At 33.4% G+C, this 21,289-nt stretch carries 11 protein-coding genes; 9 read left to right on the top strand and 2 right to left on the bottom strand.

The genetic code is table 11. From position 1 onward, the window contains the following. The coding region (locus tag ACP6PL_RS16190) for an HlyD family secretion protein (RefSeq protein ID WP_426546296.1) at window positions 1-1,056 on the bottom strand (1,056 nt) is incomplete at its 3' end. Between the two features lie 580 nt (window positions 1,057-1,636). Between ACP6PL_RS16190 and ACP6PL_RS16185 the strand changes: the two genes are divergently transcribed. The 3 genes from ACP6PL_RS16185 to ACP6PL_RS16175 all read left to right on the top strand — a co-directional run bounded on the left by ACP6PL_RS16185 (window position 1,637) and on the right by ACP6PL_RS16175 (window position 4,850). Next, window positions 1,637-2,194: a hypothetical protein gene (locus ACP6PL_RS16185; protein WP_426546295.1), complete on the top strand. Its 558-nt coding sequence runs from the start codon at window positions 1,637-1,639 to the stop codon at window positions 2,192-2,194. An 809-nt stretch (window positions 2,195-3,003) separates the two neighbouring features. Continuing rightward, window positions 3,004-4,287, top strand: coding sequence for a pentapeptide repeat-containing protein (locus tag ACP6PL_RS16180; protein ID WP_426546294.1), 1,284 nt, complete (start codon window positions 3,004-3,006; stop codon window positions 4,285-4,287). 380 nt (window positions 4,288-4,667) lie between these two features. After that, the gene (locus ACP6PL_RS16175; protein ID WP_426546293.1) at window positions 4,668-4,850 is read left to right on the top strand and encodes a hypothetical protein; all 183 of its coding nucleotides are present in this window, start codon (window positions 4,668-4,670) and stop codon (window positions 4,848-4,850) included. 373 nt (window positions 4,851-5,223) lie between these two features. Here ACP6PL_RS16175 and ruvB read toward each other — a convergent pair whose 3' ends face one another. Beyond that, complete coding sequence (ruvB, locus tag ACP6PL_RS16170; protein ID WP_426546292.1) at window positions 5,224-6,378, bottom strand: Holliday junction branch migration DNA helicase RuvB; 1,155 nt, start codon at window positions 6,376-6,378, stop codon at window positions 5,224-5,226. Between the two features lie 68 nt (window positions 6,379-6,446). On the opposite strand from ruvB, the gene ACP6PL_RS16165 reads away from it, so the two are divergent. From ACP6PL_RS16165 to ACP6PL_RS16140, 6 genes are all read left to right on the top strand, one after another. Then, window positions 6,447-6,980 (top strand): hypothetical protein, encoded by a 534-nt coding sequence (locus tag ACP6PL_RS16165; protein ID WP_426546291.1) that lies wholly within the window; start codon window positions 6,447-6,449, stop codon window positions 6,978-6,980. A gap of 680 nt (window positions 6,981-7,660) precedes the next feature. Further along, complete coding sequence (locus tag ACP6PL_RS16160; protein ID WP_426546290.1) at window positions 7,661-8,512, top strand: ABC transporter permease; 852 nt, start codon at window positions 7,661-7,663, stop codon at window positions 8,510-8,512. A 466-nt stretch (window positions 8,513-8,978) separates the two neighbouring features. After that, on the top strand, window positions 8,979-10,394 hold the full coding sequence (locus tag ACP6PL_RS16155; protein ID WP_426546309.1) for an ABC transporter ATP-binding protein: 1,416 nt from the start codon (window positions 8,979-8,981) through the stop codon (window positions 10,392-10,394). 613 nt (window positions 10,395-11,007) lie between these two features. Then, complete coding sequence (locus ACP6PL_RS16150) at window positions 11,008-13,593, top strand: methyltransferase (protein WP_426546289.1); 2,586 nt, start codon at window positions 11,008-11,010, stop codon at window positions 13,591-13,593. 18 nt (window positions 13,594-13,611) lie between these two features. After that, window positions 13,612-19,683, top strand: a complete 6,072-nt coding sequence (locus ACP6PL_RS16145) for a glycosyltransferase (RefSeq protein ID WP_426546288.1) — start codon at window positions 13,612-13,614, stop codon at window positions 19,681-19,683. Between the two features lie 354 nt (window positions 19,684-20,037). Next, entirely contained in the window at window positions 20,038-21,171 is a 1,134-nt protein-coding gene (locus ACP6PL_RS16140) for a class I SAM-dependent methyltransferase (RefSeq protein WP_426546287.1), read from the top strand. Window positions 21,172-21,289 lie beyond the last annotated feature (118 nt).

Here is a 21,289-nt window from a genome sequence, read left to right as displayed (position 1 = left end):
TTCTAGCCTTCTCAATATCTGGCGTTGTTGTTCTAATGCTGCTTCTAATGTTTGAATTGTAGATTCTCGATTTCTTTCCAACTGGGTTACTCGTCTTTTTGCTTCTTCTACCCTTGCCTGAGCTGCTTTCTCTTCTTGAAAAATTTCCTGAAAGGTTAACTCAGCGATCGCTCCTTCTGCTCTTAACTTTTGGTTTCGTCTAACTTGTTCGCTAGCTAATTCTAATTCTGCTTGTTGTACTTCTATTTGTGCCTTAGCTTGGGCAATTTCTTCTAAAAGACTACCTGATCTAGCATTTTCTAATCGTACTTGTGCCTCTTGTAATTCTGCTTTTGCTTGGGCAATCTCTTCATAACGAGTGCCCGCCTGCAGTTCAGCCAAGGTTGCCTGAGATTGCTGGAGACGCGCTCTGGCTGCTGTAATTTGTTCTGGCCGTGTTCCTCTTTTGAGTTCAGCCAAGGTTGCCTGAGATTGTTGGAGACGCGCTCTAGCTGCTGCAATTTGTTCTGGTCTTGCTCCCGTTCTCAGTTGTGCTAAACGTGCTTCAGTTCGCTGGAGGTTAGCTTTAGCTCTCCTTAAGTTTGCTTCCACATTATCACTTTTAAGTTTAGCGATCGCCTGCCCCTTAGATACAAAAGTTCCTTCCTGTACTAAAATTTGTACTACTCTACCATCTATTTCTGGTCTGATTCTGACAGAGCGTTTTGCTTCCATCGTTCCAACAAATTCTGAGGTTTCTTGGAGAGAAGTAATTTTTATTGGTATTGCTTTAACCAAGATACTTCGTCGTCTACCTGGGGCTGGTATTGATGGCTGGTTTGCTTTTTCATTGCTATGAGATTGCCACGATTGTCCTCCCACAAATCCTACTCCGAGAGTGGTAATAATTACTATTGGCCACAATAGTTTAGTAAATTTTCTGTTGTGAGGTTGAGGCGACTGATAGATTGTTTTTTTTTCTTGATATAGTTTTCTGTTATTATCTTTTGTTATGGTATGTTCCAAATATTTAGTTTGATCTTGAATGTTAGTTTCGGATAGTTTCATGTTTGACATAATTGAAAATTTGAAAATTTTTTTATTGATTTTTTAGAACCTAATTAACAGTAATATATTTGTCTATTGTATCTAAGCTCCGATTTTTCGGTAACTGTAGGTATTAAGTATTAAAAATCAACAGCAGATTTTTTCAGATTACTGTACAAAAGAGACCTATAGCAAAAGTAAAAAATTTTTCATTTTTCTCGAAAATCTCTTACCTATTCCCTATTCCCTACTTCCGACTTCTACAATAAGTCTAAGTAATTATCTTAAAGTTCTTATCTTAGATTCAGATTAGTTTCATCAAAAACCTAGGTTAATTAGAAAACTACGACTTTTAATCAAACAAAGTTCAGACATTCTTAAATTAATTTAATTCTGAATATAAACAGAAAGATAGGTTTTACCTTGGTATAAAAATCTTCCCCAAAGAATATTACTTTATCTTTAGGAAAAATAATGGCCATATTTATTTTAGATCCATAAATTTTTTTGCAACCAAATAAAAAAATACTATTTCAAATTATTTTATAAACATAGCCTGAAAATTTTACTATTTTTTTATCTAAAATCTAAAAACCCCAACGTTATAGTTATGAGTGTTTCATATGTCAGTACAACAGAAGCAGCATTTCTACTCAATATTTCTACAGGTAGATTACGATTACTATTAAATCAAAAGCGAGTAATAGGAGCAAAAAAAGTTGGTAGACTTTGGAGGATGCCCCTCAACCATCGGGGAATGCCAGAGGTTATACCAGGTAGTCGCGGTCCTGAAGGAACTTGGAATAAATTCCAACGAAAAGCCAAAACTATCGTTCATGTGTTGCGAAAAACCATAGATTACAACAGACATAATGGAACTGCTTATCCAGCGGTTGCTGTGAAAGTAGGAGATAGAAAGGATTATTGCCATGCTCTAAAAATTAAAGGCGATTGCCAAATAGTTTATCAACCTCATCAGCCAAATAGAAGTCAAGCTGGGGGTGCCCGTTTGTGGATTGAAGTAGAATCAGAAAATATAGTAGAGCGGGTATATTTTTCAGACGGAGATTATGGTCTGCCTCCTGAAGTGGTTCAGCAAAGAGCGAGATTTGAAAAGAAAAAATCAAAAGTCAAAAAGAAAAAGCCAAAAAAGAAAGGTAAAAGGTAATTAAGAGAATCAGTTAAGTAAAAAATAAGTATGAGTAAAGAGAATTTTTGAGTAGAGGTAATGTTCTGCTCTATTTTTGGGTATCTATTTAAAGCATTGAATCCTTTGTGATATTTTGCTTGTTAATATAGGAAAGAAATGAATTGTTAGGACATTTTTTTTCCTGTAACCTTGTTCCCGTTTTTTGGTTATTTTTAGCCTTAGCTATTGTTCTAATCAACTACTTATTTTCTTTAGCGTAAAAGACAAATTCATCTGGCAGTTTTTTCTCAGACAATTTCGGGAAATTCAAAAACTTACAGGCTAGTCACCCATAGAACCGAAACACCTGCAAAAAACTTAGGAAATTTATAATTTAGGGTTAGTTGTTCTGAGTTTGGTGAGGCTTAGTATCTTTATTAAATAAGTTCAGTTAGATATTTTCCTATGAAAAGCGATCGCTTTATATATTTATTAGGTCTGATAATTCCATTAGCTGTTATTTTTATATTATTTTTACCAACATTGTCAAAAATAATAAAGGTAACTAATTTTTGTCAGGTTGAGAATATCGAGAATAAAACACCTCTATCCAAGAGTTGATGGTTTTAAATTCTCTCAAATATAGCGATCCAGAAATTAATACTTCTCTTAGTTCAACTACAGGTTAACTGAGAGGGGGAGAGAGAATAGAAATCGGCAATAACTTAGCTACGATAATATTTAAAGCCGAAGTTAATCAGGAGGATTTAGATACTATTGAGCCGACAATATTTCTGGAAAAGTGTAGTGAATTTGGAATTAGAGTAGTCGATACTAAGTTTTCAAATTTGAAAGCAGTAGTTGATGGACTTTCATTTGCTAACTGCCAGTTAGTTAATGTAGAGTTTTCTGAAGCTCAACTTCAAGGAGCTAATTTTTCTAACAGTTTACTTAATCAGATTAAATTTTTAAATTCTAATCTTAATCGTGCAAACTTTAGTAATTCAAAATTAACTCAAGTTGAGTTTTCTCAATGTAATAATTTCACAAAGGCTACTTTGGATAACTGTAGTACAACTTATGGTAAACAGAGAATAGAAAATAATGAAATACTGATTTTAAATAATTGTGATTTGACTGGTTCTAGCTTTAAAAAAGCTATACTTTGTAGCAAATTTGAAGACTGCAATTTATCTCAAACTGATTTTTCCTCAGCAAAACTTGTAGCTTGTATATTTTACGATTGTGAGTTTTCAGAGATTATATTCTCTCATTCTCAATTTAAGGCTTTTGGAACACAAATAGATAAAAATAAGAAGCAAAATGATAATAATGATGAATTAATTAATTGTTATATTGGAGTCAAACCAAATTTTCCTAGTAAAGAGGAAAAAGCTCATAATGCCACAATCAGCAAATGTAAATTTGATGGTGCTTTAATGGATTTTATTGAAATTAGTGAAAAGACTAAAATTGAAGACAGTAACTTTGAAGCCACAAGTTTATACAAATCTAAACTTCGTAAGTGTGAATTTGTTAAAACTAATTTTACTGGCGAAGTTATGAAATCAGCGAATCTTTCATCTGCTGATATTTCAGGTAGTACATTTAAAAGTTGCTGTTTGAACGAGGTCAACTTATTTCGAGTAAAAATGATAGAAGCTGAATTTAATAAGTCTGAGCTAGTAAGAGCCAGCTTCTGCAATGCTAATTTAAGAGGTAGTAAATTCTTAAATGGTGATTTAACAGGAATTGATTTTATATATGCAGATTTAACTCTATTAAATATAGATAAATGTATCCTTAACTGCGCAAATTTTTTTCAAACTCAAAGAGGTGGTATTAACTTAAATATTAGTAATGAAAAAAATAACAGCGAAAAATTCCTAAAAACAAGTTGCACTATTTTTTGTATTGATTGGAGTCCTAAAAAAGATGGTGAAATACAAATTAGTAAAGAAGCTTTTTTAGATATAATTCAAGGAAAACAATCAGCCGTTACTGTGATTACTAATCTGTCAAAAGAAGGAGCTAGTTATATATTCAATACTTACACAAATGCCAATGCAAAAAGTGCTGAAAACTTAAATGATGCCTCAGTCAATACTCAAGGAGAGGTGAATAATAGTTGATTTGCTAAAGGAAATATTGAAACAGATTCTAATGAAGAGTCAGAACAAAATGAAGATCATACTCTAGAGAATAATGAAACTTTATGCAATGATTCATCCGATGAAGAGAATGAAAAAATTTAGTTTTTACCAGATTTCCATTTGAAATAAAAGTATTAGTTCAAACAAACTAGTTATTGGAAACTATTTCAGATTAACAATTTTCTACTACTATTTAGAAAATGCTACACTGAGATTATCTAAAAACAAGAATAAAAGGTAAAATTATAAGTAAAAAAAATAATACATCTATTACGACTAGTTCTGTCATTAAGACTACTATGGAGACCGGAAGTATCTGCACTCCTAAAGATTCACTTTCTGATGAGAGTAATACATCTATGAATTTCTCAGATGTAGATGATGCTAACTTAAAGACAGGAAATATTGAAGAAACACTTGAAAAGTATCAACTAGAAGCAGAAATCCAGCAACTTAGAAACGAAATTAAACCACTATTAGAATATCTTGCCCAAAATCCCATAACTGCAAATGAAGCTTTAGCAGAAACAGCAAATAAATAGCAAATAAATAGCAAATAAATAACCATTAAACTTTTAGACGGCAACTAATGAGTGCTTGGAAAGAAGGAGGTACTGAAGCATTAAAAGCAATATTTAATCATCCTGCTTTCTCTATTCCTATTCAAACAATCAAGGGATTTTTAGAAGTATAAGAACATCTTCAGCAGATATTTGAAAATTTGAGGCAGATTAAGCGATCGCTCATCTCCTAAAAGTTAAAACCGCTGTAGATTCATAATAAATCTCATAACCAAAAATCTTATAGCGGTTCATAACTACTTACCTATAACAAAACTAAACTAAAGTGTTTTGCGACTCAATAAACTACAACAACAAATAACTTACCCACCAAAATAATAAGCAAATTAAAATTTCAGAACTTCAAACTCAATTGCTCATCGGGCGGACTAAAACCCAAATGCCTCCAACCAGCAGAAGTCACAACTCTCCCACGAGGGGTACGCTGCATAAACCCAATCTGCATCAAATATGGCTCATAAACCTCCTCAATAGTTTGAGCATCCTCCCCCGTCGCTGCCGCCATGGTCTCCAAACCAGCAGGTCCGCCATTATAATTCTCAATCATCGTCCTCAATAAATTACGGTCTGTCCAATCTAAACCTAGAGGATCGACATTAAACAACTCCAAAGCTTCACCTGCAACCTCAGCATTTATCGGACTTAACTTTTTCACTTCCGAATAATCTCTCACCCGCCTAAGTAAACGATTAGCTATTCGAGGCGTACCCCGGGAACGACGGGCAACCTCCTCAGCACCATCCTCTGTAATATCCGTATTTAAAAGTTTTGCTGCTCGGATAATAATTAAACTCAGTTCATCAACCTCATAAAACCGTAACCTCTGAATAATTCCGAAGCGATCGCGCAGAGGAGAAGTTAAAGAACCCACCCTAGTAGTTGCTCCTACCAGAGTAAAAGGTTTTAGAGGAATACTTCTAGTCTTAGATGTTTTTCCTTGACCGACTGTAATATCTAGTCGAAAATCTTCCATCGCTGGATATAGGATTTCTTCTGTCATTTTGGAAAGGCGATGAATTTCATCTATAAACAAAATATCCCCTTTTTGTAGACCTACTAGCAAACCAACTATATCTCTAGGTTTCTCAATAGCAGGTGCAGTAGTTATTTTACAATTTACTTCCATTTCGGCTGCCAATATCAGAGACATAGTAGTTTTGCCCAACCCAGGAGGACCATACAAAAGTAAATGGTCTAGAGATTCTTTTCTAGATTTAGCTGCCGAAATAGCAATATTCAATACTTCTTTCAGGTCTTTCTGTCCGATATATTCATCTAATCTTTGAGGTCGGATTTTTTCTTCATTTTGATTACCACTTTTTTCTTCAGTAGTTGCCTCTGCTTCTAACAAAGCGTCTACTTCGGCTGCTTCAGTTTGAGATTTTGATTTTTTGGTTTTATGTCTATATGAACTTTTACTTTCTGAGGCTAAGAAAATGTCATTATCTGGCCTTTCTGGTGGTTGTTTTTTAGAAGAGATTATGGCCATAGCTGGAAAATTAAAGCTAACACATTTATTATCATACAGAAAGTATATTCAATAATTGTCCCAAATTTATGAAATCATTATTATCAGTACCAGAAAATATCACATTTGAAGAAGCGATCGCCCTGACTCAAGAAATAATGTCGCAGATGGAAACAGGCCAACTATCGGAAGCTGAAATAGAAGCATTAATTGGAGATTTAGTCAAGAGTAAAAATGGTGCTAGAGGATTTTTTGTAGGTTATCTTACAGATTCTAAGCCTTTAGCGGATAATCCATCACCATCAATATTTAAAGCCCTAGAATCAGCTCCAGAAATAGTGGTAGAACTGTTAGTTAAAAATCTGGCCATGTGTTCGGCAATGGTAGTCCACCATCAGCGAAATCAAGATGAGGAGACAGCCAATGACTCGAAAAAAGTGCGATCGCGAACCACGAAACTAATAAAAAGTGTAAATATACCAGGCTTATCAGACAATATTCTGGAATTATATCAAGCTACAACTACTGGCCAGGGAAATTACACAGACTTTCTCAAACGTTGGGGCTATGATACGGAGCAATTAAAGGCTATTAAGCAAGCAATAGAACCTTTACTTAACTAGAATAGTTAGACAAATAAATCCCCATTGCTTTTCAGTAAACACCTAACAGGAAAAAAGTGATATTTCTGAAGAACAGTATGATTTTTGGTAATCATATAAATTTACTTAAATAGTTATACTCAGATATTTTCTAGGAGAAAAAACGGCTGTTTGCCCAGTATTCCCCAGGAAACGTCAGTCTATACGAGAGAATTATATCAATCCCATAAAAATGGCTAGAACTATTGGTAATTAAGGATTTATAACTTTTTGACATCAAAGCTTTTGCCTGTCTATATTTAAGTCTATTTTTGGGCACTATTTTGTCTAAGTCCCGATAGTACCACAAATATAGCAATCCGCGCATAGGTTGCGGTTGATTAAAAAGTAAATAAAAAAGTTGAAACTCTTACCTGTTGCCTGTTGCCAGTTAAGTGTTCCCTAAAAAGCAGTAAGATTTTTGCCACGAATATGCGGAGGATTGCTATAGTTTTACACGATTGGGGTAAAATAATCGCCTAAAAAGCTTGTAAGTAATAGTTTTCAGACTAAATAATCTTGTTTGTAACTGTTAACTTTTGACTTTTGACTTACTAATTACTTCTTGCATAGTGGAGGGAAAGAGTACATTATATACATTTAACATCAGGTAATTTTGCTTGAGTGTGGTGTAGAGGAGAAAAACGGAAATAAGTAGGACTATGAAAGGTATTGTCCGCAAAACTATCAGGGTTAGTAGTTGGCTAACCCTGATAAATACTCATTGGTTAGTTAATCTAAACCTGCTATTTACATTAGTACGAAGAGATTTGGAAGCTAGATATAAAGGCTCAATTTTGGGAAATTTATGGCCACTACTCAATCAGCTATCCCAACTTTTAATTTATACCTATGTCTTCTCAATTATTCTTAAAGTTAAGCTTAACCTAAAAGGATTACCAGAAGATAGTAAGTTAACCTTTGGATTATGGTTATTTGCAGGATTAATACCTTGGTTAGCTTTTACTAATGGATTGACTCAAGCTTCTGGATGTGTAATTAGACAGCCCAATTTAGTTAAAAAAGTAGTGTTTCCCCTCAGTTTATTACCCTTAGTTCCGATTCTTTCAACATTTATAGAAAGTACATTTGGATTAGTAGCTTTAACAGGAATGGTTTGTATATCATCTGGGGTGATAAATCAAACATTATGGCTACTACCTGTCGTGTTTTTACCTCAGCTTTTATTAACAGCAGGTTTAGGATATTTTACTGCTGGATTAACAGTATTTTTGCGAGATATTCCGCAGACTCTAGGCGTAATTCTAAATCTTTGGTTTTACGTTACACCAATAGTATATCCTGCATCTGTAATTCCAGAAAATTGGAGAATATGGGTGTTTTGGTGTAATCCTTTAACAGCGATCGCCGAAGTATATCGTGACCTAGTTTTAGTAGGAGAAATAAAACATTGGGGAGAATTAGGAATTGCTGCTTTAATGTCTGCACTAATATTTTATTTTGGTTTGTGGGTTTATCAAAAATTACGTCCTGCTTTTGCCGATGTTTTATGAGTAAGTATTTAGCCCTCAGCTCTCAGTTATTAATTCATTGCTTTAGTAAGAATAAATATTGAGAGATTTAAGGGGAATTAAAAGTGTTTAAATGCGAGGTTTAAATGAATACTTATAATTAATACTTTTCGTGGTTAAGGGAACCTAAACCTGCCAGTAAATTTTAATTATCTCTAAATTTTTCAATAGCTTTTACCTCCTCCATTCTGGAATAGCTAATGATTGAATACTTAATGAAAACTGCTATAATTTTTGACAAATCGAAGATCTAGTATATGCTACTAATTACCTTTTTCTTTCCTGGGTCATGCTAGGCAAACATATTTCACTTCTTGGAGACTAATTCCTCCTTCGATGTGATAATAATTCATAGCTGTTAACGCAGTTCCTCTGCAAGAGGCTAGCTAATAGCTGAAGACTGTTTTCGCAGCATTCCGCACCGAAAAGCTTACATATAAAATCCATGATGCCTGAAACTGTAATTTCACTGCAAAATGTTTCTAAATGTTTTAAACGATATCCACATCCTGTAGACCGTTTAAAAGAAATTTTACTCCCAGGAAAAAGTCGTGCTGATGAATTCTGGGCAGTACAAAATATAAGTATAGAAATAGAAAGAGGGCATACTTTAGGAATTGTGGGGCGGAATGGTTCAGGAAAAAGTACCCTTTTACAAATAATTGTCGGCACTCTAACACCAACAACAGGAAAAGTAAAGGTGCAAGGGAGAATTTCTGCACTATTAGAGCTTGGCAGTGGATTTAATCCAGAATTTACAGGGAGACAAAACGTTTTTTTTAATGGTCAGTTATTGGGATTAAAAACATCAGAAATAGAAGCAAAATTTGACAAAATTGCTAGTTTTGCCGATATAGGTGATTTTATTGACCAACCTGTAAAAACTTATTCTAGTGGAATGTTTGTTAGGTTAGGATTTGCTGTAGCTACCAGTGTAGATCCAGATATTTTAGTGGTTGATGAAGCACTTTCAGTAGGAGACGAAGCATTTCAAAGAAAATGTTTTGCTCGTATTCAAGACATTCAAGAAAGGGGAGGTACGATTTTATTTGTCTCTCATGCTGCTTCAACAGTTGTTCAGCTTTGTGATTCAGCAATTTTGATGGATCATGGCGAAATGTTACTTTATCATACTCCTAAATATGTAGTTTCTAAATATCAGAAATTAATCTATGCTTTTCCAGATAAAATTCCCTCAATAAGAGAGGAAATTCGCCAAATTCCTAATTTGACTATTCAGGATTTATTTGATGATGAAGAGACAGATGAATCAGCATCTCAATCCCAACAAAATCTTGAAAATAAAAGTAAAAATCAGATTGCAAAATCAACAGAATATGAAGAAATTTATGATCCGGAGATGATACCTTCAAATACTATACATTATCCTAACAAGGGAGCCGAAATTATTGACCCCCATATTATTACTTTGGATAGTAAAAGGGTAAATCATTTAATTAGTAGGCGGGAATATTACTATACATATAAAGTAAAATTTATTAATTCTACATCCAAAGTTAGGTTTGGAATGTTGATAAAAACTTTAAGTGGTTTTGATTTAGGAGGAGCATCATTACATGGTTATACTAAATCAGTAGAATATATTTCAGCCCAACAAACAGTTATAGTTAAATTTAAGTTCAAATGTTTACTAAATCCTGGTGTATATTTTTTAAATGCTGGAGTTGTTGGAATGGCAGACGATCATCTGACGTATTTATCCCGTTGCATTGACATTGCTATGTTTAGAGTGCAACATTATAGTGATTCATGTGGTACAGGTGTCGTTGACTTTTTAATAGAACCTAACTTAAACATTAAACATGGAACTCTGAATAAGCAGACAGAAATTGAATATATTTAAAAGAATAAATAGGGTAGAAAAAATTAGCTCAATTTCAAACCATCTGTAAAGATTTTTAATTGCAAATCAACAGTTTTGATACATAAGAAATCAAATTTTATGTCTCTTATAGCAAGGTTGATAAAATATTTTTTTAAATTACTAATAAGCTATTGTAAATTTAAACTATGAATATAGATATTGATAATAAAAAGTCCCTGATGACTTAAAAGTCTTTCCCTATTGCTTGCTGCTTCTTACTTCTGGTAGTTAGATTTATTATTCTCAAAATCAATCTAAATTAACTCAGGATTTGGAATACTAAAAAACTTGATTTGGTATCTTAGCAAGATTAAAACCTAGCACCTAAAACCTGTAGATAGATGTTATTTTATAAAACGACTACAAAAATATTTTTTCCAAATCGGATGATAGCATTTATCAAAAGTAATACTGTAGTTGTAAACTGATAAAATAATCATCAAAATAACAAATATTATTAAAAACTTATATCAGGTCAATTAATAGTATTTATAAATATAAATTTCAAGCACATAAAAGTTATTAGAGATTTGTATACCCTATTTTTATATAGTAACAACAAAACGACAGAAGTAAATTAAAACCTAAAAATATGAATACTGAAAAAATCAAGATAAATAATAAGTTAACGATAGATACATTTATTCAAGACCAAACTAGAAAACCTGAAAAAATTAACGTGAAAATTCATCCACAAGATGAAATGTATCTCTATGCTTTGAAAAATACAGACGGGAGAAAAGATGAAGCATTACTACGATATTTTTCTAATGGCAAAAGAATCTTAGATGCAGTTAAACAAATTGTAGAATGGTATTTTAATGGCTTTGAAAATATATCCTCTTTTCTAGATTTTGCTAGTGGTTATGGGCGTTTTAGTAGATTTTTGCTTCACGAAATACCAATAGATAAAATATGGATTTCGGATATTTATCCTGAAGCAGTAGAATTTCAAAAACAAGAGTTTGGTTTGGCAGGGATAGTTTCAACTAATGCTCCTGAAGATTATCAAATAAATCAAAAATTTGACTGTATTTTTGCCTGTTCTTTTTTTAGTCATACTCCTCAAAAAACTTTTACTGGTTGGTTACAAAAATTATATAGTTGTTTAACTGAAAATGGCATATTAATTTTCAGTACTCACGATTTATCTTTGATGACTATAGAAACAGATGTAGAAGCAGAAAAAATTTATTTTACTCCAGAAAGTGAAAGTCTTTTTCTCAAAACTGAAGATTATGGAGTTACTTATGTTGGAGAGAAATGGGTAGGTAAAGTTATTCAAAAAGTGACTCAGGGAAAAGCAAAATGGCATCGAATTAAAAGAGGTCTTTGTGGATACCATGACTTATATATTATTTGGAAGGAAGAAGGAAGAAGCAAGAAGCAAGAAGGAGTAAAAAAGAAGGAGGAAGTTAGAAAGGAAGATGTCTTTATAAATTCAGAAGTTGGAAGCCATAATTCAGAAATTAGAAAGGAAGAAGTTAGAAACAAGAAAGAAGAATTTGAGGAACAAACAGCTAAATTATTAAACTTTCATTGTCATCCTGATGGAGGTTGCGAACAAATAAAAATGACAGCTACAGGAGATATTTATTTAGAGGGATGGGCAGCAGATATTAATCCAGAAGAAAAGGTAGAAAAAATATCAGTTTTAGCCAATGGAAAGGAAGTAGAAACCTGTTTCCCAAAATATGAAATTCAAGCCCAAAGATATAAATGGTCATGTACTATTAATAGTCAAAATTTATCATCAGATGACATAATACTCGTGAAAATTATTAATAATTTCTGTTTGGAGCGAGTAGTTAATATTTCTCCAGTTGATAACATTGCATTACTACCACCAAGCCATCTGTTACTAAGAATTAGTGGGAACCCTAGTGCAAAAGCTTTTCTTAGTTCATTTGATGACCTTAGATATACAGTAAAAAATTATCTCCAGACCGCAGGATTTAATTTTAATCAATTCGAGAATATATTAGATTTTGGCTGTGGAGTAGGGCGTTATTTAATGGCATTTGAACCAGAACTTTTGCCAAATCAAAAACTATTTGGTTGTGACGTTTTTGCCGAATGTGCTGGATGGTGTCAAGAAAATATTAAATTTGCCACAGTCAAACATAATGATATTCAACCACCATTACCTTTTGAAAATAATCAGTTTGATCTGATTAATGCTATATCAGTATTCACTCATCTAAATTTAGATTTACAACATCTTTGGGCGTGGGATATTTATCGAGTTTTGCGACCTGGTGGAATATTATTTATGACACTTCACGGACCTCAATTTTTCCCGATAATTTATGATATTTTCCGCAGTGGTAATGCTCATAAAGCGGAAATGTATAGTATTGGTGAAGAGGGATTATTTTTATATCTTGACCATCAAGGTGAAACAGACGGTCAAGGTCAACATACTATTGCAGCAGTTCATACACCTGCAGCTTATCAGGAAATATTTTCTATGTTTAAACACATTAAAAGATTTCCTCAAAGTAATTTGGCAAATGGACAAGATTTATATATTTTACAAAAGCCAATTTCTGGAAGTTTAGTTGCTCAACCTCTAAATAGTAAGGAAGAAGGAAGAAGGAAGAAGCAAGAAGCTGGAAATATCAAGTTAGAAGTTAAGAATTTTGCCAAAAAGGAAGAAATTGTAAATCTTAAGGAAGAAATAATAGAAAAAAAGATAGAAGTAGAAAAAATCTCCATATCTGATAATAGAGAAAGTGAAAATTTGTCTGATACTCAAACAAAGGAACTACTAACAACAGAAGTTGAGAAAGTACCTTTATCTGATAATGGAGAAGGTGAAGATTTGCCACATAAAATATTCTCTGATACTCATCAGCACCAGACTGAAATTAAATTTCAAATACAAGGTCAAAAACGATTCCGAGTTTACCCACAAATAGAACCTGTAGGCACTTACTCTATTGCCTGTAAAATTGAAATTATTAACAGTAAAAATGGAAAAATATTAGTACAAAAAACTATTGCCTTAAACAATAAAAATATATTTGGCAAGACTAACTATGGAGTGATAGAAATAGAAATTCCTGAATATTCAGGAGAAGTAATTGTCAGATTAAAAACTGTAATTACTGACAGAATTAGTTTGCCACCAGAACAGGAAGTATTAGTATCTTGGAATTTTGCCAACTTTGCTTAACATAAGGAGAAAAATCAGATGAAATCAACAGTTTTGATTATTACAGGGATGCACCGTTCGGGAACGTCATTAACCGCTTCTTTATTTCAAAGCTTAGGAGTAAATATTGGAGAAAAATTAGTTGGACCAGAATATGGAAATATTAAGGGACATTTTGAAGATATAGAATTTGTAGAACTCCATAAAGGAATATTGCGATCGCAACAGATTGACGACCTGGGTAGCAATATAGAAATCAAAGAAATTCCAGTTAAAAAGCAATATTTAAAAGCAGCAAAAAGACTCATAAAAAATCGTCAAGAAGAAAAACAGAGAAAAAACAAATTTTGGGGATGGAAAGACCCTAGAACAACATTATTTTTAAATTTTTGGTCAAACTTATTGCCCGATGCTAAGTTTATTTTTGTTTATCGTTCCCCTTGGGAAGTAGTAGATTCTCTTTATCGGCGAGGTACGGATCAAAAGTTATTGGAGCAACCAGAAATAGCTGTAAAAATGTGGTTGAATTATAATCAGAGAATCTTAGATTTTTATCAAAAATTTTCAGCACAATGTTTAATAGGTAAAGTTGATAGTATTGGCAAAAATCCTGAAAGCTTCATTGAGGCAGTTAACGAAAAATTTGAAATAGATTTAGCGGTGCCTCCTACTGGAAATTTTACCGAATCATTATTAGTAAAAGATATTAGTAAAACTACTAAACCTAGTCTCATAGAAAAATATTTCCCAGAAACATTAGAGGTTTATCAGCAACTAGAAAAAATTTCTATAGGTGGAGATGAAGAAGTTATAAGTCAGAAATCAGAAGTCAGAATTAAAGAGTCAGAACTCAACACTCAAGGATCAAAATTTGAAGGTAAATCAGAGTTATTAGAATTTCAGGATTGGTTGAATATTCGAGGTTTAGAAAAAAAAATTAATAGTTTAGAAACAGATGTAGAAAGATGGCAAGAAATATTTCGAGAAGCAAAACAGAAAGTAGGAAATTTAGAAACAGAACTAGGTAAAACTCAGCAAAAACTTGATATTAGGTCACTTAAGCTCCAAGAGTCCAGTAAAAAGCTAGAATTACTGGAAATAGAATTAGGTAAAGCTCAAATTCAACTGGAGGGTAAAGATACAAATTTACAAGCATCTCAAACAAAAATAGTCACATTAGAAAGAAAACTAGGGCAGACTCAATCTCAACTGGAAAACAATCAAACAAAATTACAAGAGTCTCAACAAAAAATTATTAGGTTAGAAATAGATTTAGGGCAAACTCAGGCACAAATTAATAACTCAAAAACTAGGTTTCAAGAAGCTTTAGCTAAAATATTGAGTTTGGAAACAGAGTTAGGAAAAACTCTAGTGCAACTAGAAGGTACTCAGATTAAATTAACTGAGTCTCAGAGAAAGCTATTAGCAGTAGAAACAGACTTTGGGCAAACTCAAATTCAACTTGAGAGGAATAAAATTAAGTTAGGAGAGTCTCAAGAAAAAATTGGAATATTAGAAACAGAATTAGGTCAGACTCAACTACAACTTAATGGGAATATCCTGAAATTACAAGAGTCTCAGAATAAAATTCAACTGTTAGAAACAGAATTAGGAGAAGCTCAAGGATTATTAGATGGTACTCAGGTAAAATTATCAGAGTCTCAGAATAAAATTCAACTGTTAGAAACAGAATTAGGAGAAACTCAAGGAGTATTAGATGGTACTCAGGTAAAATTATCAGAGTCTCAGAATAAAATTCAACTGTTAGAAACAGAATTAGGAGAAACTCAAGGAGTATTGGGGCAAACTCAAGTAGTATTGGGGCAAACTCAAACTACTCTTGAACAAACCAAAGTTGAATTAAACGCTCAAAACTACGAAACAGAAACACTTAGGGCAGAAATTTCTGCTATGAAGTCTTCTAAATTCTGGAAACTCCGAGAAAAGTGGTTTAGTTTGAAAGGGAAACTAAAAAGGAGATTGAGAAGTTTAACATCACGCTTCCTTTTTTCTATCGACTCTCCTATTAACTGGAAAATTTCCAGTTCCCAAATAGAAATAGTAGGTTGGTGTTTCCACAATAGTCTGAATATCCAAAATATTCGTGCCAGAGTAGGAACAGAAACTTTTCTTGGTACGTATGGCATCCCACGACTAGATGTTACCCAACAATATAATGATATTTCCACTGCCGAAAATTCTGGCTTCCAAATATCTGTACAACTCTCACCAGGAAATTATCAGTTAACTATGGAAGCGGAGGATAGAAAAGGAAAGTGGCATGAATTTGTAACCCATCCCATATCAGTATCTACTGTTGAAGCTAATTTCGATGCACCCACAAACTGGCAACAACGGGAGGGAGTAATTTTATTTGCTGGTTGGTGTTGCCATCCAGAACAGAAAATTACCAAATTAGTTCTCAAATGTGGGGATATTTCTGTAGACTGCGCTTATGGTTTACGTCGGAAAGATGTAGGGGAAGTTTTTCCAGACTGGGTGGGAAGTGAGCATAGTGGGTTTGAAGTAACTGTGGAAGTTCCATCTGGAAAATGGGAAGTTAGTTTAGAAGCTTATTTGGAAACTGGGGAAATAGTAGGTTTCACTTGCTCAGAAATTTTAAAACTAAAACGTTATAGTTTCTGGGAGAAAACTAAGGATAAATTTCAAGAGTTATCCAAATTTGCCAAAGCTATTCAGAAACGGACTGCCGAAAGGAAACAAAGGTTAGGTCGTATCTTACCTCTACCTTCAGAGTTACCTAGTATTGCTAGACAAATATTAGCAATATATAGACAGCAACAAAAACAAGACGGAGAATTATTACCTCCCCCTGGTTTTGTCTTACCAGAAACTATAGATGTTTATGATGCTTGGTTAGCAGTAAATAAGTGGGGCGATCGCTCCCTTCAATATTTAGTATCCCGTTTGGAAGGTTCTCAGACTCCTTTGCCAAAAATTTCTGTGGTTATGCCAGTTTATAATCCCCCCGTGGAATTTTTACGCAAGGGAATAGCCAGTGTACTAAACCAAGTTTACCAAAATTGGGAATTTTGCATAGCCGACGACTGTAGCACTAACCTAGATATTCGAGAAATTCTGACAGAAATAGCTAAGACCGACTCCCGGATTAAACTGACGTTCCGTTCCGAGAATGGCAATATTAGTGCTGCAACTAATTCTGCTGCGGAACTTGCTACGGGAGATTTTATTCTCTTTTTGGATAATGATGATGAACTTACTCCGGATGCTTTAGGGGAAGTTGCTCTATATATAAGTCAAAATCCAGAGATAGATTTTCTTTATTCGGACGACGACAAAATTAATACGGAAGGCAAAAGATTCGACCCTCAATTTAAACCAGAATATTCTCCAGAACTATTACTTTCCTATATGTATATGGGTCATTTATGTGTAGTGAGAAAGGAAATTTTTGACAGAATAGGAGGTTTAAGAATTGGTTTTGAAGGTTCTCAAGATTATGACTTTGCTTTAAGAGCAACGGAAATTTCTCGTCAAGTCGGACATTTACCTTTAGTGTTATATCATTGGCGAACTTCTCCTGGTTCAACTGCTATTTCTGGAGGAGAAAAACCGAAAAGTTTTCTAGCAGGTCAAAAAGCAGTTCAAGAAAGTTTAATTCGTCGAGGTATCGCAGGAAATATTTATCAACCAGATTGGGCATTACGAGAAAAGTTAGGAATTTTTAAACCGAGTTTTCCTGACCAGGGTGACTCGGTAACTATTATTATTCCAACCAAAAATCAAGCCAAGTTATTGAAAGCTTGTATTGAGTCTTTGCGCAAGACAACTTATCAAAATTATCAGGTGTTTGTGATTGATAATGAAAGTGATGAACCAGAGAGTTTAGAATATTTGGCAAGTTTGAAAGATTTATATTTTGGTGAGGCAAATATATCTGTTATTCCTATTGCTAATACTGATGGAAAATTTAACTTTGCTGCCATAAACAACCGTGCCGTCAAACAGGCAAAAACTGAATATATTCTCTTTCTAAATAATGACACGGAAATTATTTCTCCCCACTGGTTAAGTCAAATGATGGGTTATGCAAAAATTCCTGGAGTCGGTGCGGTGGGTGCTAAGTTAATTTATCCCGATCAAAGAGTTCAACACGCAGGTGTTATTCATGGTTTACATCATGGTTTAGCAGGTCATGCTTTTAAATTATTACATAGTGAAAATAGAGGTTATCTTTCCCAAGCATTTGTCTCAAGAAATTATTCGGCAGTAACGGCAGCTTGTATGTTAACTTCCCGCAAATTATTTTTAGAATTAGGTGGTTTTGATGAGGAAAATTTTGCTGTTGCTTATAATGATGCGGACTATGGTTATCAACTTTTAGAAAAAGGTTATCGTTCGGTTTATTGTCCGGATGCTGAGTTAATTCATAAGGAAGGAACAAGTCGGGGTTATTCTGATAACCCTCAAGAAGAGGCAAATTATCGTCGGAAATATTCTCGGATGATAGATGGATTTTATAGTCCTCATTTTTCTCTAGAAAGTGAGTTGTTTGAAATTCAAGCAAGAAAATTTTTTATGAAGGAAGAAGGAAGAAGGAAGAAGGAAGAAGGAAGGAAGGAGGAAGTTTCTATTAAGTCAGATAATTCTCAGAAAGATTTAGAATTAAATACTCAGAAACTAGAGGCAAATTCTCCAAATGAATCAGAATTAAATGCTCAAGCAAAAGTCGATAATTCCCAGAAAGAATCAGAATTAAATGCTCAGGTAAAAGTTGATAATTCTCAGAAAGATTCAGAATTAAATACTCAAGCAATTAACTGCCTGTTCCCTGTTTCCTCTCTTGGTGCGCATTCCCTTGCGTCTGTCGCCGACGCGGGGTCCCACCGCTGTTCCCTTTTCCCTCCTAATCCCAAAATTAAATTATTGATGTGTAGTAATTCTTTAGACCTAACTGGCGCTCCACTTCATCAATTAGAAATCGCCCTAAAGTTAGCAAAAGATGGAATTGTCGAACCAATAATATTTTCTGTAAATGATGGAGAGTTGAGAGAAATTTATCAACAACAAAATATTCAAGTCATTGTTAAAGATAATCCCCTAGAACATATCTATCAAAGAGATGCTTATGATTCAGCTTTAACCACCTTTGCTGAAGAAATAAAATCTCTAGATATTGACGTCATGTATATCAATACTTTAGAAAACTTTTTTATGGTAGACGTCGCTCAAATGTTAAACATTCCCAGTGTCTGGAATGTGCATGAAAGTCAACCTTGGCAAACTTATTTTAATCGTTTCGGAAACGATATAGCTGCCAGAGCATTAGAATGTTTCCGTTATCCTTATCGCATAATTTTTGTTTCCGATGCTACTCGAAATAAATATCTCTCTTTAAATAGTCATCACAATTTTACCGTTGTTCATAATGGATTAGATTTAGATCTATTAAAAAAAGCTAGTGCTAAATGGTCTAGACGAGAAGCAAGGTTAGCTTTAGGAATAAAAAAAGATGAAATAGTTATTCTATTATTAGGTACTGTCTGCGAAAGGAAAGGTCAACACGACTTAGTAAAAGCTCTATCATTTATGTCAGAAGAAGAAAGACAGAAAATAAAATGTTTTATAGTAGGCGATCGCCCAAATCTTTACAGCTTAAAGTTACACGAACTTGTCAAAAGTTTGCCAGAAGAATTTCAGCAAAAAGTAGAAATAGTAGAAGAAACTTCAGAGACAGCAAAATATTATCAAGCAGCAGATATATTTGTTTGTACTTCTCGCATCGAGAGTTTTCCCAGAGTAATATTAGAAGCAATGGCTTATAATTTACCCATAGTTACTACTCCAGTTTTTGGCATAGTTGAACAAGTCAAACAAAATATTAACGGTTTATTCTATACTCCAGACAACCCTGAAGAATTAGCAAATGTTTTAACATCTTTATTAATAGATGAAGAGTTACGTCAGCGACTAGGAGGTAATGCTAAATATGTACTGGAGTCATTAAATACCTTTGCAGAAATGACTGAAACTTATGGTCAAATTTTTCAAGAAGCATACTTTTCTTTAGATAAATTAGCAGACATGGAGGATGGTAAAGCACACACGATTATGCCACGGATACACTGATTAATTAGTAGGTTTAATTTGACTAATAGATTCTAATTTGATGTAACTTTTGACTTTGGTTTCAATGTAATTAAATAGGGTTTTCTGAATAAACTTCAAAGTCATTACATATTAAGGTTTTAGCCTTTTTATATCTGGAAAAGTACCTGGTTTTCAGCTCTTAATGTAATGCTAAAAAAGCTACTATTTTAGACACATTGTTGGGAAAAAAAATTACTTTCCTGTTCCCCTACTCCCCTACTCCTTAAAAAAGACTTTTTCAGCAAACCCTAAATATTTTGGCAGAAATGTTAGATTGGCAAATTCCCTACTACCTAATCCCTACTCCCTACTCCCTACTCCCTATTCTCTAAAATGTTTAATCTAGATTTTCCTAAAAACACAGAGATAGATTACTTAACCAAATTTTCTGGCTGGTATATTTCTGAAAATAACCGCAATGTTAAACTAAATTTGCATCTAAATTCTCAACCTTATGCTTCTCTTTTACATGGTGGATATAGACCAGATGTTGCTGCTGCTTTTCCAGAGGAGAAATATGCTACTCACAGTGGTTTTTGGGGTGAAATTTTACTACCAGAAAATATTCAACCAGAGACAAATATAAAAATAGAAATATTTATTGATGGAGAAGAAAAAAGATTATTATTTAAAAATAAATTCAAAGTTATTGGTAAACCCTCTAAAATTTCCACAAGACAAAAAAAAATTAACCTAGAAAAAATCTTGATTTGCCCAGAATGCGGTCAAAAACCTAAACCATGTAATGCAGAAAATTGTCCTGTATGGATTAGAGGAAATACTCCTCATATTTTACAACTAGGAGAATTACCATTTATTAAACTGACAGAAACAGAAACCACCCATCCTTATTCAGAAGGAATTTTAAAAGTATTAAATCAAATTGGGGAAAATGGAATAGTTTTAGATTTTGGCGCAGGTAATACTCAAAAAGAATATCTCCAGCCAAATATTTGTTATTTAGATGTACAGCAATATCAATATACAGATATAGTTTGTTCAACATTAAAATTACCATTTATTGATAATTGCTTTGATGGGATAATTAGTCATGCTGTTTTTGAACATTTACCAAATCCATTTATCACGGCGAAAGAACTTTATCGCATTTTAAAACCAGGTGGTTTAATCTTTATCGATACTGCTTTTTTACAACCACTTCATGCTGACCCTAGTCATTATTTTAATATGACAATTCATGGTTTACGGGAAATTTTGTCAGACTTTGAAGAAATCAACAGTGGTATTCTTCCTCATCATTATCCATCTTATAGTATGATGATGTTAATTCAAACTATCTGGCCTTATCTTCAAGAAAAAGAATGGCAAGACCGTTTAGAAGATTGGCACGCTTTTTTAGTACAAGAAGGCGATAATTTAGATATAGCATTGGGAGAAAAAGGCAGAGAAATTTTAGCAGCAGGGGTATTTTTTGCAGGAAAAAAAACGTCATTAATGGATAATTAATAATTAATAATTAATAATGGATAATTGCCTCTGGTTAAAACCGTAACTGAATTGAATGTGAGGAAATCTCCTAAGTAGAGCGTGGTAAATTTTGTCCGTTATGTATCAAATTGTAAAT

The sequence above is a fragment of the Dapis purpurea BLCC-M126 genome (assembly GCF_050015975.1).
Lineage (GTDB): Bacteria > Cyanobacteriota > Cyanobacteriia > Cyanobacteriales > Microcoleaceae > Trichodesmium.
This window is presented reverse-complemented; position numbering and strand designations above follow the sequence as displayed.

Coding starts and splice junctions, on each gene's coding strand:
- ACP6PL_RS16165 (WP_426546291.1), top strand. CDS start 6,447: ATGAAATCATTATTATCAGTACCAGAAAATATCACATTTGAAGAAGCG.
- ACP6PL_RS16185 (WP_426546295.1), top strand. CDS start 1,637: ATGAGTGTTTCATATGTCAGTACAACAGAAGCAGCATTTCTACTCAAT.
- ACP6PL_RS16160 (WP_426546290.1), top strand. CDS start 7,661: ATGAAAGGTATTGTCCGCAAAACTATCAGGGTTAGTAGTTGGCTAACC.
- ACP6PL_RS16175 (WP_426546293.1), top strand. CDS start 4,668: ATGAATTTCTCAGATGTAGATGATGCTAACTTAAAGACAGGAAATATT.
- ACP6PL_RS16145 (WP_426546288.1), top strand. CDS start 13,612: ATGAAATCAACAGTTTTGATTATTACAGGGATGCACCGTTCGGGAACG.
- ACP6PL_RS16140 (WP_426546287.1), top strand. CDS start 20,038: ATGTTTAATCTAGATTTTCCTAAAAACACAGAGATAGATTACTTAACC.
- ruvB (WP_426546292.1), bottom strand. CDS start 6,378: ATGGCCATAATCTCTTCTAAAAAACAACCACCAGAAAGGCCAGATAAT.
- ACP6PL_RS16150 (WP_426546289.1), top strand. CDS start 11,008: ATGAATACTGAAAAAATCAAGATAAATAATAAGTTAACGATAGATACA.
- ACP6PL_RS16155 (WP_426546309.1), top strand. CDS start 8,979: ATGCCTGAAACTGTAATTTCACTGCAAAATGTTTCTAAATGTTTTAAA.